The sequence below is a fragment of the Mesorhizobium sp. USDA 4413 genome, from assembly GCF_056280365.1.
Genome location: NZ_JBVPRP010000001.1, coordinates 703,516 through 719,960, shown reverse-complemented (window position 1 = coordinate 719,960; position 16,445 = coordinate 703,516). Strand labels below are relative to the sequence as shown.

General features: G+C 65.3%; 14 protein-coding genes. 8 read left to right on the top strand and 6 right to left on the bottom strand.

Translation table 11 applies throughout. The features are described 5' to 3' along the window. Nucleotides 1-58 precede the first annotated feature (58 nt). The 3 genes from ACVMIM_RS03645 to ACVMIM_RS03635 all read left to right on the top strand — a co-directional run bounded on the left by ACVMIM_RS03645 (nt 59) and on the right by ACVMIM_RS03635 (nt 2,877). Nucleotides 59-952, top strand: coding sequence for a ParB/RepB/Spo0J family partition protein (locus tag ACVMIM_RS03645; RefSeq protein ID WP_040999221.1), 894 nt, complete (start codon nt 59-61; stop codon nt 950-952). Nucleotides 953-1,436: 484 nt separating this feature from the next. Further along, complete coding sequence (locus tag ACVMIM_RS03640; RefSeq protein ID WP_476110492.1) at nt 1,437-2,063, top strand: DUF1326 domain-containing protein; 627 nt, start codon at nt 1,437-1,439, stop codon at nt 2,061-2,063. A 34-nt stretch (nt 2,064-2,097) separates the two neighbouring features. Continuing rightward, entirely contained in the window at nt 2,098-2,877 is a 780-nt protein-coding gene (locus ACVMIM_RS03635; protein WP_476110491.1) for a DUF2182 domain-containing protein, read from the top strand. 14 nt (nt 2,878-2,891) lie between these two features. Here the strand turns inward: ACVMIM_RS03635 and holA are convergent, their stop codons facing one another. Continuing rightward, the gene (holA, locus tag ACVMIM_RS03630) at nt 2,892-3,935 is read right to left on the bottom strand and encodes a DNA polymerase III subunit delta (protein WP_476110490.1); all 1,044 of its coding nucleotides are present in this window, start codon (nt 3,933-3,935) and stop codon (nt 2,892-2,894) included. A 447-nt stretch (nt 3,936-4,382) separates the two neighbouring features. Here holA and ACVMIM_RS03625 point away from each other — a divergent pair, with 447 nt between their 5' ends. From ACVMIM_RS03625 to lpdA, 4 genes are all read left to right on the top strand, one after another. Beyond that, nucleotides 4,383-5,615, top strand: a complete 1,233-nt coding sequence (locus tag ACVMIM_RS03625) for a 3-methyl-2-oxobutanoate dehydrogenase (2-methylpropanoyl-transferring) subunit alpha (RefSeq protein WP_278049811.1) — start codon at nt 4,383-4,385, stop codon at nt 5,613-5,615. A 2-nt stretch (nt 5,616-5,617) separates the two neighbouring features. Then, the gene (locus ACVMIM_RS03620) at nt 5,618-6,631 is read left to right on the top strand and encodes an alpha-ketoacid dehydrogenase subunit beta (protein WP_278049812.1); all 1,014 of its coding nucleotides are present in this window, start codon (nt 5,618-5,620) and stop codon (nt 6,629-6,631) included. A 13-nt stretch (nt 6,632-6,644) separates the two neighbouring features. After that, nucleotides 6,645-7,961 carry a dihydrolipoamide acetyltransferase family protein gene (locus ACVMIM_RS03615; RefSeq protein WP_476110487.1) on the top strand — a complete coding sequence of 439 codons (1,317 nt, stop codon included), beginning with the start codon at nt 6,645-6,647 and terminating at the stop codon, nt 7,959-7,961. A 237-nt stretch (nt 7,962-8,198) separates the two neighbouring features. Further along, entirely contained in the window at nt 8,199-9,596 is a 1,398-nt protein-coding gene (gene lpdA / locus ACVMIM_RS03610) for a dihydrolipoyl dehydrogenase (RefSeq protein WP_476110486.1), read from the top strand. A gap of 158 nt (nt 9,597-9,754) precedes the next feature. Here the strand turns inward: lpdA and ACVMIM_RS03605 are convergent, their stop codons facing one another. Next, nucleotides 9,755-10,858: a saccharopine dehydrogenase family protein gene (locus tag ACVMIM_RS03605; RefSeq protein WP_476110484.1), complete on the bottom strand. Its 1,104-nt coding sequence runs from the start codon at nt 10,856-10,858 to the stop codon at nt 9,755-9,757. 136 nt (nt 10,859-10,994) lie between these two features. Here ACVMIM_RS03605 and ACVMIM_RS03600 point away from each other — a divergent pair, with 136 nt between their 5' ends. Beyond that, nucleotides 10,995-11,423, top strand: a complete 429-nt coding sequence (locus tag ACVMIM_RS03600) for an Lrp/AsnC family transcriptional regulator (protein WP_476110482.1) — start codon at nt 10,995-10,997, stop codon at nt 11,421-11,423. Between the two features lie 99 nt (nt 11,424-11,522). Here ACVMIM_RS03600 and ACVMIM_RS03595 read toward each other — a convergent pair whose 3' ends face one another. The 4 genes from ACVMIM_RS03595 to ACVMIM_RS03580 are packed head-to-tail and all read right to left on the bottom strand — an operon-like array spanning nt 11,523 to nt 16,399. Beyond that, nucleotides 11,523-13,550, bottom strand: a complete 2,028-nt coding sequence (locus tag ACVMIM_RS03595) for an aldo/keto reductase (RefSeq protein WP_476110480.1) — start codon at nt 13,548-13,550, stop codon at nt 11,523-11,525. A gap of 58 nt (nt 13,551-13,608) precedes the next feature. Then, nucleotides 13,609-14,694 (bottom strand): ABC transporter ATP-binding protein, encoded by a 1,086-nt coding sequence (locus ACVMIM_RS03590; protein ID WP_476110478.1) that lies wholly within the window; start codon nt 14,692-14,694, stop codon nt 13,609-13,611. An 11-nt stretch (nt 14,695-14,705) separates the two neighbouring features. Next, entirely contained in the window at nt 14,706-15,542 is an 837-nt protein-coding gene (locus tag ACVMIM_RS03585) for a carbohydrate ABC transporter permease (RefSeq protein WP_476110476.1), read from the bottom strand. Beyond that, on the bottom strand, nt 15,539-16,399 hold the full coding sequence (locus ACVMIM_RS03580; protein WP_476110475.1) for a carbohydrate ABC transporter permease: 861 nt from the start codon (nt 16,397-16,399) through the stop codon (nt 15,539-15,541). Before ACVMIM_RS03580 ends, ACVMIM_RS03585 begins: the two co-directional genes overlap by 4 nt. Between the last annotated feature and the right edge of the window lie 46 nt (nt 16,400-16,445).

Here is a 16,445-nt window from a genome sequence, read left to right as displayed (position 1 = left end):
GCAGTCGCCGGCTTTGGTTAATCGGCCAATTCGATTCCGAAACGATCTGGATAGTGTAATGAGCGAAGACCAATCGAGAAAAAGACTGGGCCGCGGCCTCGCGGCGCTGATCGGCGAAATCGACCGTCCGGCGGCGCCGGAAAAGCCGAGCGCGGCGGTGGCGGCCGACGGCAAGGTGCCGATCGAATTCGTCAGCCCGAATCCGAAGAACCCGCGCCGGCATTTCGGCGACGCCGAGCTGACCGACCTTGCCCAGTCGATCCGCGAGCATGGCGTGGTGCAGCCGGTGGTGGCGCGCCCCTCGCCCTCGCAGCCCGGCCGCTACGAGATCATCGCCGGCGAGCGGCGCTGGCGGGCGGCGCAGCGCGCGGGCCTCACCGAGATCCCGGTGATCGTGCGCGACGTCAACGACCGCACGGCGCTGGAGCTGGCGATCATCGAGAACGTGCAGCGCGCCGACCTCAATCCGGTCGAGGAGGCGCAAGGCTATCAGCAACTCATCGACGAGCATGGTTACACCCAGGCTGATCTTGGCCAGGTGATCGGCAAGAGCCGCAGCCATGTCGCCAACACGCTGCGTCTGTTGAAGCTGCCTCCCGTCATCCATTCGATGCTGGTCGACGGCGACCTGTCAGCCGGCCATGCCCGCACGCTGGTCACCGCCGAAGACCCGGCCGGGCTCGCCAAGCGCATCGTCCAGGAGGGGCTTTCGGTGCGCCAGGCGGAAGCGCTGGCGCAGATGCCCGCCGGCCCGACGCCGGCCAAGGCGAAGTCCGCCCCGAGCGCGCCCGAGAAGGATCCCGACACGCTGGCGCTCGAAAAGCTGATGACCGACACGCTCGGCATGATCGTCAGCATCGAGCACAAGGGCAAAGGCGGCACGCTCAAGGTGGATTACCGCTCGCTGGAGCAGCTCGACGAGCTCTGCCGGCGGCTTAAGGACGAGCGGTAGGCGGCTGGGACGCCACGGTATTTGGCTGTGGCTGAGGTTTTGGCTTAAAGCTGGATACGCCTGATATATTGGTGATAGACAAGGAGGGGCTGGCAATGTGCCAGCCTTTTTTGTTGGCGACGGTGGCTAACGAGCGCGGCGGGGCTAATCTCCCTCTTTGCGGGGGAGCAGCGCAGAGTGGGCGCGACGGAACGCCCATGCCATAGCCAAAAAGGGGAGATCAGCTAGCACCGCGCCTTGCGACCGCGCTTTATCCGGCCGCGCTTGATCTGGTTGCCTGCACGAGAAGATGCGGATTCAACGTCGGAGCCTTTCGCTTGACACCCCAAGGCATCGGCGTAACCTGCATTAGATACAGCTAAACTATATGCCCTGGCGTGCCGATCAGTCGCTATGAGGGCTATCTGCCGTTCCGAATCGTTCGTGAGACGGCACCGCCTCGCCAAAGCGATCCGCCGCACGCCTGACACGATGGGAGGCGTAAATGGCAGTCAGCTGGCAATTGTCTGGAAGCTATTTCGAAAATTGCAGCTGCGATGTCGTGTGTCCCTGTCTGCTATCCACTAACGCACAGCTGACATCGAAGCCGACGAAAGGCGTCTGCGACGTCGGATTGGTCTTTCATATCGACAAGGGCAATTTCGGCGACGTTCGATTGGATGGCCTCAGCGTGGCAATGGTCGCGCACACGCCAGGTCCGATGGCGGACGGCAATTGGACGGCCGCCGCCTATATCGACGAGCGGGCCGATAACAGGCAAACGGAGGCGTTAGGCGCAATCTTCACCGGAGGCGCGGGCGGTCCGATGGCATTGCTGGCACCGATGATCGGCACCAATCTCGGTGTCAGGAAGGTTCCGATAGACTACCAGGTGGATGGCAAGAAGCGCTCGGCGGAGATTGCGGGCGTCATGAAGATGGCGGTCGAGCCGCTGCCGACGATGCGAGAGGACGGCGAGATGTGGGCGGCCACCGGCCATCCGATCAATCCCGACTGGCTCGGTCTGGCGATGGGGGCGGAAGGCAGCACGTTCGGCGACCATGGCATGAGCTGGGACAACTCCCGCCGGAACGGACATTACGCTCCGATCAATTGGTCCGGCCAGCAATAGCGCCTGCCCGCATAGTCGAAACGGGCAATCGCCGATGCTGACGCTGCAGCGAAACATTGTCCTCGCGCTGCTGATCGCCGCCGCAGCGGCGGCATGGACCCTGCTCGTCCGGCCGCAGACCGGCATGGACGCGGATATGGGCATGTATTCCCCCACCATGGGCATGACGGCCGCGCTGTTTCTCGCCGTGTGGTTGATCATGATGATTGCCATGATGTTTCCGGCGGCCGCGCCCATGATCCTGACCTTTCACCAGATCCAGAGCGGCAAACGGGGGCGCGGCCAGGCGTTCGTCTCGACCTGGGTGTTCGTGGCCGGGTACATGCTGGTTTGGACCGCGACGGGCGTTCTCGCCTTTGCCGGCGCGGCGGGCGCGGAGATGCTTGCCGCGCATCTGGGATTGTCCGAAGCGACAGCCGCGCGCATCGGCGGCGCGCTGCTGATGGTTGCGGGCGCCTACCAGCTCTCGCCATTGAAAGACCTGTGCCTGGCCAAATGCCGTACGCCGATCGCCTTCATCCTGACCTCATGGCGCGATGGCCAGTGGGGCGCGGTGCGCATGGGCCTCGAGCACGGGCTCTTTTGCCTGGGCTGCTGCTGGCTTTTGTTCCTGGCTCTCTTTCCGCTCGGGATCATGAATGTCGCCGCAATGGCCGTGGTCACCTTGCTGGTCTTTGCGGAGAAGACCCTCCCCTATGGAGAGCGGATAGCGAAGGTGTCGGGTGTCGCCCTGCTTCTTTACGGAGCGGCGGTACTGGTCTTTCCACAGGCGCTGCCTACCGTTCAGCCGGCAGACATGATGATGATGAACTGACCGGTGGCAGGCAGCTATCTCTGCCCCAGCCGGGCGCTCTCGATCGCGATGCCGAGCAGCGCCTGCCGTGCCAGCGCTTCCGAAAGATCCGGCCGCTTGCGTGTTTGCAGCACCGCCGTCTGCAGTCGGCCGAGAGCGCGGCCGAGCGCCTCGACGTTCCAGCGCTCCAGTGTCTTTTCCACCAGCTTGCGGCGCGAGAAGAAGACGGGCGGGCGGGCGCTGGCGACGACCGAGGCGGCGTTGCGGCCGCCGCTTTCCATCTGGCCGCGCATCACCTGGATCGCCTGCAATTGCCGCATCGCCGAGGACAGCACCAGGAAGGGATGGCCGCCCGATTGGCAGTGGCGGTTGAAGGCAATGTCCAAGTCGCCGACCTTGCCGTCCAGCATGGCGTCGACCGCGGCGTCGAAGGAAGCGCCGGAGACATCGCCGGACAGTGCATTGACGTCCGAGAGGTCGATCTCCTTCTTGCCGTGGGCGTAGAGAACCAGCTTCTCGATCTCGCCGCGCGAGGCGAGCCGATCGCCGCCGAGATTGCGGCGCAGCGCCTGGCGGGCGTCCAGCGTCATCGACATGCCGGCCTTGCGCAATTCGTCGTCGATCACCGAGTCCAGGTCGCGGGCTTCGTCGGCATAGCAGGGCAAGGCAATGGCGTTGCCGGCGGCCTCGACAATGGCCCTCAACCCGGTGCCCTTCTTCAGGTCGCCCGCCTCGATGAGGATGATGGCGTCGCGGGCGGGTTCGGCGGTCAGCGCCTTGACGTCGTCGGCCAGCGCCTTCTGGCCGCTGGCGTTGCGCACCCAAAGCAGCCGCCGGTCGGAAAACATCGGCACGGTACGCGCCTCGTCGAGCAGCCGACCCTCGTCGCGGTCGACGTCAGCGCCATCGAGCTTGACCACCGAGAACGGGTCATCGAGCGGCAGGCCGGTTTTCGCGGCGAAGGTTTTCGCCCGCTCGGCGACAAGGCCGCGGTCGGGGCCGTAAAGCAGGACGATCGCCATGGCAGGGTCCGGCCGCGCCAGCCACGAATCGACCTCGTATCCTTTCTTCTGTGCCATGGGGCGTGAGTTAGCATGGCGTGGGGGCAGGGAACCAGCGTCTCTTCCTTCTCCCCTTGTGGGAGAAGGTGTCGCCGAAGGCGACGGATGAGGGGTGCTCCAGGGAAAGCCAACGTCTCACTCCGCTGGAACACCCCTCATCCGTCTCGGCGCTGCGCGCCGATCCACCTTCTCCCACAAGGGGAGAAGGGGAAGGCGGCGCCTCCACCTCCCACTTACCTAATCTGGCGGCAGTCGCCCCGCAAACTTCCGCCAAATTGCGCGCCAGCCGAAAACATCGACAAGAAATTTCGCCGCCATATCTGCATCTTGGCGCTTGCGTGCCGCATCGGCCTGCCAGGGCCAGCGACCGGGGAGGACGACCGCGCCCAGACTCGGCGAATTCGCACTGGTCCGGCGGCGCGGATGTGCAAATATCGCACCGGCAACATTGGAGGATGTGAGCTTATGGCCGATGCTGGACTGTTGCGCTTCCATGTGCCCGAGCCCGAGGTGCGGCCAGGCGGCACGCCCGATTTCTCCAATGTGACCATTCCCAAGGCCGGCTCGGTGCCGCGCCCCGAGATCGATGTCGATCCGCGCACCATCCGCGACATGGCTTTCTCCATCATCCGCGTGCTCAACCGCGCCGGCGAGGCCGTCGGGCCCTGGGCCGGGCTGCTCAGCGACGAGGAGCTCCTCGAGGGCCTGCGCCACATGATGACGCTGAGAACCTTCGATGCGCGCATGCAGATGGCGCAGCGCCAGGGCAAGACCTCCTTCTACATGCAGCATCTGGGCGAAGAGGCGGTGAGCTGCGCCTTCCGCAAGGCGCTGCAGCCGGGCGACATGAATTTCCCGACTTATCGACAGGCAGGCCTTCTGATCGCCGACGGCTATCCGATGGTCTCGATGATGAACCAGATTTATTCCAACGAGGCCGATCCGCTGAAGGGCCGGCAGCTGCCGATCATGTATTCGTCGAAGGAGCACGGCTTCTTCTCGATCTCCGGCAATCTGGCGACGCAATATATCCAGGCGGTCGGCTGGGCGATGGCCTCGGCGATCTCCAACGATTCGCGCATCGCCGCCGCCTGGATCGGCGACGGCTCGACCGCGGAGTCCGATTTCCATTCCGCGCTGGTGTTTGCCTCCACCTACAAGGCTCCTGTCGTGCTCAACGTCGTCAACAACCAGTGGGCGATCTCGACCTTCCAGGGGATCGCGCGCGGCGGCTCCGGCACGTTTGCCGCGCGCGGGCTGGGCTTCGGGATCCCCTCCCTGCGCGTCGACGGCAACGACTATCTCGCCGTCCATGCTGTAGCCAAATGGGCGGTCGAGCGGGCGCGCGCCAATCTCGGGCCGACGCTGGTCGAATATGTCACCTACCGCGTCGGCGCGCATTCGACGTCGGACGACCCGTCCGCCTACCGGCCGAAGGCCGAGTCGGATGCCTGGCCGCTCGGCGACCCGGTCATCCGGCTGAAGAACCATCTGATCCACAAGAAAGTCTGGTCCGAGGATCGGCACACCCAGGCGGAGGCCGAGATCCTCGAAACGGTGATCGCGGCGCAGAAGGAGGCCGAAAGCCATGGCACGCTGCATGCCGGCGGCAAGCCATCGACGCGCGACATGTTCGAAGGCGTCTATGCCGAGATGCCGCCGCATCTTAGGCGGCAGCGCCAGCAGGCGGGGGTCTGACCATGCCGAGAAAAACCATGATCGAGGCGATCCGCGACGCGCTCGACGTCTCGATGGGGCGCGACAGCCAGGTCATCGTCTATGGCGAGGATGTCGGCTTTTTCGGCGGCGTCTTCCGCGCCACGCAAGGCCTGCAGGCCAAATACGGCAAGAGCCGCTGCTTCGATGCGCCGATCAGCGAATCCGGCATCGTCGGTTCGGCCATCGGCATGGCCGCCTACGGACTGCGCCCTTGTGTCGAGGTGCAGTTTGCCGACTATGTTTATCCGGCCTACGACCAGATCGTATCGGAGGCGGCGCGGCTGCGTTACCGTTCGAACGGCGACTTCACCTGCCCGATCGTGGTGCGCATGCCGACCGGCGGCGGCATTTTCGGCGGCCAGACGCACAGCCAGAGCCCGGAAGCGCTGTTCACCCATGTCTCCGGCCTGAAGGTGATCGTGCCCTCCAATCCGCACGACGCCAAGGGGCTGCTGATCGCGGCGATCGAGGATCCGGATCCGGTGATCTTCCTCGAGCCGAAGCGGCTCTATAACGGCCCGTTCGACGGCCACCATGACAAGCCGGTGACGCCATGGTCGAAGCATGAGCTCGGCGAGGTCGCCGACGGCCACTACACGATCCCGCTCGGCAAGGCGGCGATCCGCAGGCCGGGATCGGCGGTCACCGTGCTCGCTTACGGCACGATGGTCTATGTGGCGCAGGCCGCGGCCGAAGAGACCGGCATCGACGCCGAGGTGATCGACCTCAGGACGCTGCTGCCGCTCGACCTCGACACGATCGTCGCCTCGGTGAAGAAGACCGGCCGCTGTGTCGTCGTGCATGAGGCGACGCTGACCTCCGGCTTCGGCGCCGAGCTGGTCTCGCTGGTGCAGGAAAACTGCTTTTACCAACTGGAGGCGCCGGTGGCGCGGGTCGCTGGCTGGGACACGCCCTATCCGCATGCGCAGGAATGGGACTATTTCCCCGGCCCGGCGCGGGTCGGGCGCGCGCTCGTCGAAACGTTGGAAGCTTAGGAGGAGGCCTGAGATGGGCGAGCACGTCATCAAGCTTCCCGATGTCGGCGAGGGCGTCGCCGAGGCCGAGCTTGTCGAATGGCATGTCAAGGTCGGCGACCTCGTGCGCGAGGATACGGTGCTGGCCGCCGTCATGACCGACAAGGCGACCGTCGAGATCCCGTCCCCCGTCGACGGCGAGATCCTTTGGCTCGGCGCCGAGATCGGCGACACGGTGGCGATCGGCTCGCCGATCGTGCGGCTGAAGGTGGCCGGCGAAGGCAATGTGAAGGCTGCAGTCGAGCCAGCGCCGGAGGTGAAGGCAGCGACTAAGCCGGCCGAGGCGGTACCGTCGCCGGCGGCGGTCGCGGCGCCAAAGCCAGCCGACCCGCCGGCTAAGGTGTCGCCAGCAGCCCCGCCGAAAGCCATGCGCCCCGCCTCCGTCTCCGGCGCGCCGCGCGCGGAAGGCGAGAAGCCGCTGGCCTCGCCTGCCGTCCGCCTGCGCGCCAAGGAGGCCGGCATCGATCTGCGCCAGGTGCCGGGCAGCGGTCCGGCGGGACGGATCAGCCATGAGGACATCGACGCGTTCCTCGCGCGGGGCCCGCAACTCGCCCGTGCCTCCGGGCTTGCCCAGAAGGACGGCGTCGAGGACATCAAGGTCGTGGGGCTGCGGCGTAAGATTGCCGAAAAGATGTCGCTCGCCAAATCGCGCATCCCGCACATCACCTATGTCGAGGAGATCGACGTCACGGCATTGGAAGAATTGCGCGCGACGCTCAACAAGGAGAAGCGGGCGGCCAAGAGTGGTCTAGAGAGGCCCAAGCTGACGCTGCTGCCCTTCCTGATGCGGGCGATGGTCAAGGCGGTCGGCGAGCAGCCCAACCTCAACGCGCTGTTCGACGACGATGCCGGCATCATCCACCAGCATGAAGGCATCCATATCGGCATCGCCGCCCAGACGCCGAACGGGCTGGTGGTGCCGGTCGTGAAACATGCCGAGGCGCGCGATCTCTGGGATTGCGCAGCGGAGGTCAACCGCCTGGCCGATGCGGCCAAGGCCGGCACGGCAAGCCGCGAGGAACTGTCCGGCTCCACCATCACCATCACCTCGCTCGGCGCCATGGGCGGCGTGGCGACGACGCCGGTCATCAATTATCCGGAAGTGGCGATCGTCGGCGTCAACAAGATCATGGTGCGGCCGGTGTGGGACGGCACGCAGTTCATTCCGCGCAAGATGATGAACCTGTCGTCCAGCTTCGACCACCGCGTCATCGACGGCTGGGATGCCGCGGTGTTCGTGCAGCGGATCAAGGCGCTGCTGGAGACGCCGGCGCTGATCTTCGTGGATTGAAGGAGGCGGGACGATAGAGATGTCGGCGGGACAGCGCCCCCCTCTGCCTTGCCAGGCATCTCCCCCACAAGGGGGGAGATTGGCCGTCAAGCCGGCTTTCGCCAATCACCAGCGCTCCCGGAATGAGCGAGGCGCCGAAGCTTCTAATCTTCCCCCTCGTGGGGGAGATGTCCGGCAGGACAGAGGGGGGCGCGAAGGATCTCGACGGAACGTTTCCTCGGATCGAAGGGTCACGTCATGAAAGAAATCTCCTGCAAGCTGCTCGTCATCGGCGCCGGGCCGGGTGGTTATGTCTGCGCCATCCGCGCCGGGCAGCTCGGCGTCGATACGGTCATCGTCGAGTTCGGCAGGCCGGGCGGCACCTGCCTCAATGTCGGTTGCATCCCGTCCAAGGCGCTCATCCATGCCGCCGAAGAGTTCGGCAAGATCGCGCATATTGCCGGCGGCAAGGATCCGCTCGGCATCAAGGTCGGTGCGCCGACGCTCGATCTGACCAAGACCATAGCATGGAAAGACGGTATAGTTAGCCGGCTCAACAGCGGCGTGGCGGGCCTGCTCAAGAAGGCCAAGGTCAAGACCGTGCAGGGCTGGGCGACCTTCCGCGACGGCAAGACCGTCGAGGTCGAAACCGAGACCGGGACGCAAGTCATCCGTGCCGAAACCGTGGTGATCGCCACCGGCTCGGCGCCGATCGAACTGCCGTTCCTGCCCTTCGGCGGTCCGGTGATCTCGTCGACCGAAGCGCTGGCGCTCAGCGAAGTGCCGGAGAAGCTCGCCGTCGTCGGCGGCGGCTATATCGGGCTCGAGCTCGGCATGGCCTTCGCCAAGATGGGCGCCAGGGTTACCGTGGTCGAAGCCCTGCCGCGTGTGCTCATGCAGTATGATGCGGAACTCGTCCGGCCGGTGCTGAAGCGGCTCGGTGAGCTCGGCTTCGAGGTGATGACCGGCGCGAAAGCCAAGGGGCTCTCGACCAAGGGCGATGCGCTACTGATCGAGACGGCCGACGGAAATAATAGCAAGGTCGCGGCGGACAGGATCCTGGTCACGGTCGGGCGCAAGCCGCTCACGGAAGGCTGGGGGCTGGAGCAGATCGATCTCGACATGGCGGGAAAATTCATCCGCATCGACGACCAGTGCCGCACCTCGATGCGCGGCATCTTTGCGATCGGCGACGTCACCGGCGAGCCGATGCTGGCGCACCGCGCCATGGCGCAGGGCGAGATGGTGGCCGAGATCGTCGCCGGCCATAAAAGAAGCTGGGACAAGCGCGCCATTCCCGCGATCTGCTTCACCGACCCGGAGCTGGTCACCGCGGGGCTGTCACCGGACGAGGCGAAGGCGCTCGCCGGCGAGATCAAGATCGGCCATTTTCCCTTCGCCGCCAACGGCCGGGCCATGACAAAGCAGGGCGAGGATGGGTTCGTGCGGGTCGTTGCGCGCGCCGACAATCATCTGGTGCTGGGCATCCAGGCGGTCGGGCAGGGCGTATCGGAATTGGCGGCGGCCTTTGGCCTGGCGCTGGAAATGGGCGCGCGGCTCGAGGACATCGCCGGGACGATCCACACGCATCCGACGCATGGCGAAGGTTTCCAGGAAGCGGCGCTGAAGGCGCTCGGCCACGCGCTGCATGTTTAGCTCCCCCCTTCTGCCGCAACAACCGCCGGCGCCGGTCGACCCCACTCCGTCGAGCTTCGCTCGACACCTCTCCTCCGATCGAGGGGGGAGAGGAAAGGCGCGAACCGGTCGACGAGGGAGAGCAAGGCGCGATGGGAGAGGAAAAGGCGTGAAGCTCCTCAGCTCGCCAGTCGGCTCACCATTTCGTGCTGGGCGTAGGCACGGCCGAAACGGTTGGCGAGGAAGGCGTCGAGCGCGATGTCTTCCTGGCGCACGAAACCCTTCGCCGGCAGCGAGCCGTCGGCCAGCATGTCGAGCACGGCGCAGATGCCGGAGGCGGTGGTGATCTGGATGGCGCTGCGCACGATGTTGCCGATGCGCTGCGAATAGATCTTGTTGGCGTAGGTCTCCTGCAGCAGGCGGCCGTTGCGGCGGCCGGAGACGGTGACGAAGACGATGACCACGTCCTGCAGCGTCGCCGGCAGGGCGCTCTCGAAGATGTCCTTCAGCACGTCGCGGCGGTGACGCAGGCCGAGGTCGTTGAGCAGCGCCTTCATGATCGCGGCATGGCCGGGATAGCGGATGGTGCGGTAGTTCAGCGTGCGCACCTTGCCCTTCAGCGTCTCGGCCAAAGTGCCGAGGCCGCCGGAGGTGTTGAAGGCCTCGTAGGTGACGCCGTCGAGCGAGAACTCCTCGCGCTCCTCCAGCGGAGGCACTTCGATCAGCTCGCCCTCGACGATCGCCTCGCAGGGCTCGCAATATTCGTTGATGACGCCGTCGGTGCTCCAGGTCAGGTTGTAGTTCAGCGCGTTCGACGGATATTGCGGCAGCGCGCCGACGCGCATGCGCACGCTTTCCAGCGTGTCGAAGCGGCTGGCGAGGTCGTTGGCGACGATCGAGATGAAGCCCGGCGCCAGACCGCATTGCGGGATGAAGGCGGTTTTGGCGTCACGCGCCAGTTCCTTCACCCGGCGGGTCGAGACCACGTCCTCAGTGAGGTCGAGATAATGACCGCCGGTGGCGGCGGCCGCCTCGGCGATACGGGTGGTGAGGTGGAAGGGAGCGGCGCTTAGCACGGCGAATTTGCCGGCAAGCACCTTTTCGAGGTCGCCCGCGGCGGCGATGTCAAGCTCGCGGGTCTCGACGCCGGCCGGCAATTCGGCGGCGGCAAGCTGGGCGGCTGAGCGGTCGACGAGGGTGACGTGGTAGTCGCCGGTAGCGCTCAGCATTTCGGCGATGGTCGAGCCGATCTTGCCGGCGCCGACGACAACGATGCTCTTCATGGTCAATACCCCTGCCAATCCTGATTTGGGCCAATTCGATTGGCGGGAATCATCGCAGCTTGCCTGTCGAAAGGAAGCGTGGAATCTGGCAATATGAAGCTGAACTTCAAGCGATTTGCCGAAGAGTTTCGTCGAAATGATCACCGAAGCCGAACAAGCCCTGCTCACCCTGCTGCGCGCCAATGCGCGGGCCTCGACCGCCGAGCTCGCGCGCCAGCTCGGCGTGTCGCGCACCACGGTGCAGAGCCGCATCGAGCGGCTGGAGCAGCGCGGCATCATCAAGGGCTATGGGGTCAGGCTGTCGCCAGATTACGAGCAGGGGCTGGTCAAGGCGCATGTGCTGCTCACCGTCACGCCGAAGCTTGCCGACAAGGTGGTGCGCAGTCTCGCGGCGATGGCGCCGGTTCGCACGGTCCATTCGGTGAGCGGCAATTTCGACATGATCGTCATTGTCGACGCGCCGTCGATCCGGGATCTCGACGCGCTGCTCGACAAGATCGGCGCGATGGACGGGGTGGAGCGGACGTCGTCGTCGATTATTTTGTCGACGAGGGTGGATCGGTGAAGGGGGCCTGAGATGTCGGCGGGGCGGCGAAGCTGCTGATCCCCCCGCAAGGGGGGGATTGGCCGTCGCGGCGGGTTTCGCCAGCCTCCAGCGTCGGCGCTAAGCCCTCCTTCTCTCCGGCCCCTCGTCCAGCCATGCCACATCCTCCGGCGTCAGCTTGATATCCAGGGCCTTCAGGCTGTCGTCCAACTCGTCCAACGTGCGCGGGCCGATCAGCGGGACCGACGGGAAGGGCTGCGCCAGCACGTAAGCCAGCGCAACATGGATTGGGCTCTTGCCGAGCTTGCGCGCCAGCTCGATGGCGCGGTCGCGGCGGCCGAAATTCTTTTCCGAGTACCAGACCCGCACCAGTTCCTCATTGTCGGTCCGGTCGCGGCCGGCGCGGTCGGTGAAGAAGCCGCGGCCTTGGCTCGACCAGGCGAAGTTGGGCATCTGCCTCGCCGTCAGCCAGGCCTTCCAGGCGTCGGTGGACGAGGTGACGCAGCCCGCCCAGATCGGCTCCAGCATCTCGGCCAGCGAGAAATTATTGGACAGCGCGCCAGGCTTCTGCCTGCCGTTCTTCTCGGCATAGGCGATCGCTTCGTCCATGCGCTCCATCGTCCAGTTGGAGCCGCCGAACAAGCCGCGGATGCGGCCGGCCTTGGCCTCGGCGTCCATCGCGTCGACGAACTCGCCGACCGGCACGTCCGGATTGTCGCGGTGCATGAAATAGATGTCGACATGGTCGGTCTGCAGCCGGTCGAGCGACTGGGCCAGCTGCTTGCCGATCACATCGGGATAGCAGAGCGGCGAATGCGCGCCCTTGGCGATGATCACCGACTGCTCGCGCACGCCTCGATTCTTCAGCCATTGGCCAAGCAGCGTCTCGGTGTAGCCGGCGCCGTAGACGAAGCCGGTGTCGAACAGATTGCCACCGGCCTCGAAATAGGCGTCGAGCAGGATCGAGCCGGAGGAGAAGGTGCGGAAATCCTCGAAGCCGAGCGCCAGCCGGGATACGGCGCGCGGCAGGCCCGGAATGTCACGCTTGCCGATGGCCTTGCCATCGCTGCGCAGCGGCCGGCCGGCAATGGTGTTGACGCGCTTAGCCGGCTTTTCGATCTCGTATTCGAGGCCGATGGCGGCCCGCCATTTGTCGAGCACGCGCAGCGTGCCCAGGCTGTCGGCCCAGGACATGCCCGGCCAGGCGAATTCCTGCCGTCCGGCGAGGATCGCCTCGCCGGCGGCATCAACCTCGAAGGAGTAGAGGTGGCGGGTCTCGTCGAGGCTGATCACCTCGCGAGCCGCCCCGGACCGGATCACCTCGATCCGGCCCGGTCCGACATCGCGGTTGCCACCGGCGAACCAGAAATCGGGCACCTCGATCCGGCCCTTGGTGCCGAAGATGCGCAGCACATTGTCTTGATCGAGCGAGATGCTGCAGGAGATTTCGGCGACGAGGCCGCCGGGGAAATGGAGCAAAGCGGAAGCCCATTCGTCGACGCCGGACCGGCCGAGATGGGCGGCGCCAACAACCTTGTCGGGCTCGACGAAAGGCTGCCCCGCCGCGGCGCCGGCAATCAGCCGCGCCATCGACACCGGATAACCGCCGACATCGAGGATGCCGCCGCCGGCGAGCTCGTTGGCGTAGAGCCTGTGCTCCGGCATGAAGCGCGGCATGGCGAAACCGAAACTCGACTTGATCATGTGGACCTCGCCAATGGCGCCCGACTTGATCAGCTCGACCAGCTGCCGGGTCTGCGGATGCAGCCGGTACATGAACGCTTCGCCCAGAAATGTGCCGGCCTTGCGCGCGGCATGCATCATGGCGTCGGCTTCGAAGGCGGTGAGCGCCAGCGGTTTTTCGCATAGCACGTGCTTGCCGGCCTCGGCGGCCTTGATCGCCCATTCGGCGTGACCGGGATGTGGCATCGAAATGTAGACAGCGTCGACATTCTCGTCGGCGAGCAGCGCGTCATAGCCGTCGAGGATGCGCGCGCCCGGAAAGGTGTCGGCAAGGCCCGGCTTGGCGGGGTTGCGGGCGCCGAGCGCCTCAAGCGTGCCGGTGCGCGACCCCGCCACGCCGCCGGCGAAGGACTTTGCGATGCTGCCGGGCCCGAGAATGCCCCAGCGGATTTTCCTGGATGTCATATCGAATTCTCCATGGGTCGCCGGCACGCCTGGCATGCCGGCAAAGAAAAATTGCGGGTCAGCGGATCCTCGCGCCCTGCTTGTCGAAGAGCAGCGCGCGTTCCGCCTTGATCGAGACCGTGAAATGATCGCCGCTGGCGCGCTGGCGCGAGGCCTCGCGCTCGACGATCAGCTCCTCGGCTCCGGCATTGGCATAGACATAGCTCACCGAGCCCAGATGCTCGGCGACATCGGCCTTGACCGGAATGTCGCAATCGCCTTCGCCGGCCTCGAAGAAATGTTCCGGCCTGACGCCGAGCACGACCTCGGCGCCGATGGCGGGAAAGGCGTCGCAGAGCGGCTTGCGCAACCGCGCGCCGCCGTGATTGACGAGCTCGACAGTCGCGGCGCTGTTGGACGTCTCGACGACCTTGGCGCTGAGGAAATTCATCTTCGGCGAGCCGATGAAGCCGGCTACGAAACGGTTGGCCGGGTCATCATAAAGGTCGAGCGGCGCGCCGATCTGCTCGACATTGCCGGCCTTGAGCACCACGATGCGGTCGGCCAGCGTCATCGCCTCGGTCTGGTCGTGCGTCACATAGATCATGGTGACGCCGAGCTCCTTGTGCAGGCGCGAGATCTCGACCCGCATCTGTACCCTGAGCTCCGCGTCGAGGTTCGAGAGCGGCTCGTCGAAAAGGAACACCTGCGGCTCGCGCACGATGGCGCGGCCGATGGCGACGCGCTGGCGCTGGCCGCCGGACAATTGCTTCGGGCGCCGCTGCATCAATTCGTCGATGCGCAGGATTTCCGCCGCGCGCTTCACCCGGCGATCGGTGTCGGCCTTCGGATTGCCATTCATCCTGAGGCCGAAGGAGAGGTTCTGCTCCACCGTCATGTGCGGATAGAGCGCGTAGGACTGGAACACCATGGCGATGCCGCGGTCGGCAGGCTCGACGTCGTTCATCACCTTGCCGCCGATGGCGATCTTACCGCCGCTGATGTCCTCCAGCCCGGCGACCATCCTGAGCAGCGTGGACTTGCCGCAGCCGGAGGGGCCGACGAAGACGACGAACTCGCCATCGGCGATGTCGATGTTGGCGCCGTGGACGACTTCGAAGACGCCGAAGCGCTTGACGACATTGGTGAGGGTGACGGCCGCCATCGCGCTCCTTCCTACTTGACCGCGCCGGCGGCGATGCCGGCGATGAAATGGCGCTGCAACAGCACGAAGACGATGAGCATGGGCACGGTCAGCATGACCGCGCCGGCCATGATGCCGCCCCAGGAGACCTTGGTGAGGCCGACCAGCGTGCCGAGCGCCACCGGCGCCGTCATCGCGCCGGGCTGGCTGTTGATCAGCAGCGGCCAGAGATAGTTGTTCCACGAGGCGAGGAAGAGGATGATCGCAAGCGCGGCCAGCATCGGGCGGGCCAGCGGCAGCGCCACGAACAGGAAGATGCGCCATTCCTTGACGCCCTCGACGCGGGCGGCGTCGAACAATTCGGCCGGCATCATCGAGAAGGCCTGGCGCATGAAGAGCACACCGAGCGAATTGAAGAGCGGCGGCACGATCAGGGCGATCCAGGTGTTGGCCAGGCCGAAGTCGCGCGCCACCATGGTGAATTGCGGGATGAGGACCACGGCGTAGGGAAGCGTGATGGTGCCGAAGATGATGGCGACCACCGCGCCCTTGCCGTGGAATTCGTAGCGCGCCAGCGCCCAGCCGGCCATCGAGGTGAGCAGCACCGAAAGCACCGTGTAGGTCACCGCCACCGAGACCGAGATGCCGATGGCGCCGATGAAATTGGTGTCCCGCTGCAGATTGTTGAAATTGTCGATGAAATTGTCCTGCGGCAGAAGCTCGATGCCGGGGCTGAAGATGCCGTTGTCCGGCATGGTGGAGAACACCACCATCATCCACAGCGGAAACAGCCAGATCAGCGCCAGCGGCGTCAGGAAAAGATGCAGCAGGATGCTGCGCCCGAGCCTTGCTTGCGAACGCGAGGTCATTTCGGTTCCCTCGTCAGCCAGAGCTGCACCAAAGTGATGGCGATGGCGAGGCCCGCCATGGTGTAGGCGACGGCCGAGGCATAGCCGAAATTGAGTGACCGAAAACCCTGGCGGTAGAGCAGGAGGCCGAGCGTCTCGGTGCCGCCGCCCGGGCCGCCGCGCTCGGTGATCAGGAAGGGCTCGGTGAAGAGCTGCATGGTGCCGATGATCGACAGCACGGCGCAGAAGACGATGACGGGCTTGAGCAACGGAAGCGTGATGTAGAAGAACTGCTTCAGCTTGCTGACGCGGTCGAGCGTCGCCGCTTCATAGACGTCCTCCGGGATCGACTGCAGGCCGGCCAGGATGATGATGGCGTTGTAGCCGGCCCAGCGCCAGGTCACCGCGATCATGATCACCGCCATGGCCGGCGTGACGTTGGAGAACCAGTCGATCTTCTCCAGGCCGACGCTCTCCAGGAGCTTGTTGATGATGCCGAAATCGAGGCTGAACATCAGCCGGAACACCGCCGAATAGGCGACCTCGCCGACAACCACCGGGGCGAAGAAGGCGAAGCGGTAGAGGCCGCGCGCCTTCAACAGAGGCGAATTCAGCAGCACCGCCATGACGATCGCCAGCGCAATCATCACCGGCACCTGGATGACCAGGATCAGAAGCGTGTTCTTCAGTGCATTGTAGAAGGCAGGGTCGCCGATCAGGCGGCCCCAGTTGAAGCTCGGCGCGAAGCGCCACGGCACGGTGCGCGTCGCCTGGAAGGAAATCAGGAAGGAGGAGATGATCGGCCAGATCCAGAAGATGGCGAAGATCAGAAGGTAAGGCGTGAGGAAGCGGTACGCGGTGGCGTTCTGCGTGCGCATTGGCTTCCTCCTTTCTCTGTCTTTCCCTTCTCCCACAAGGGGAGAA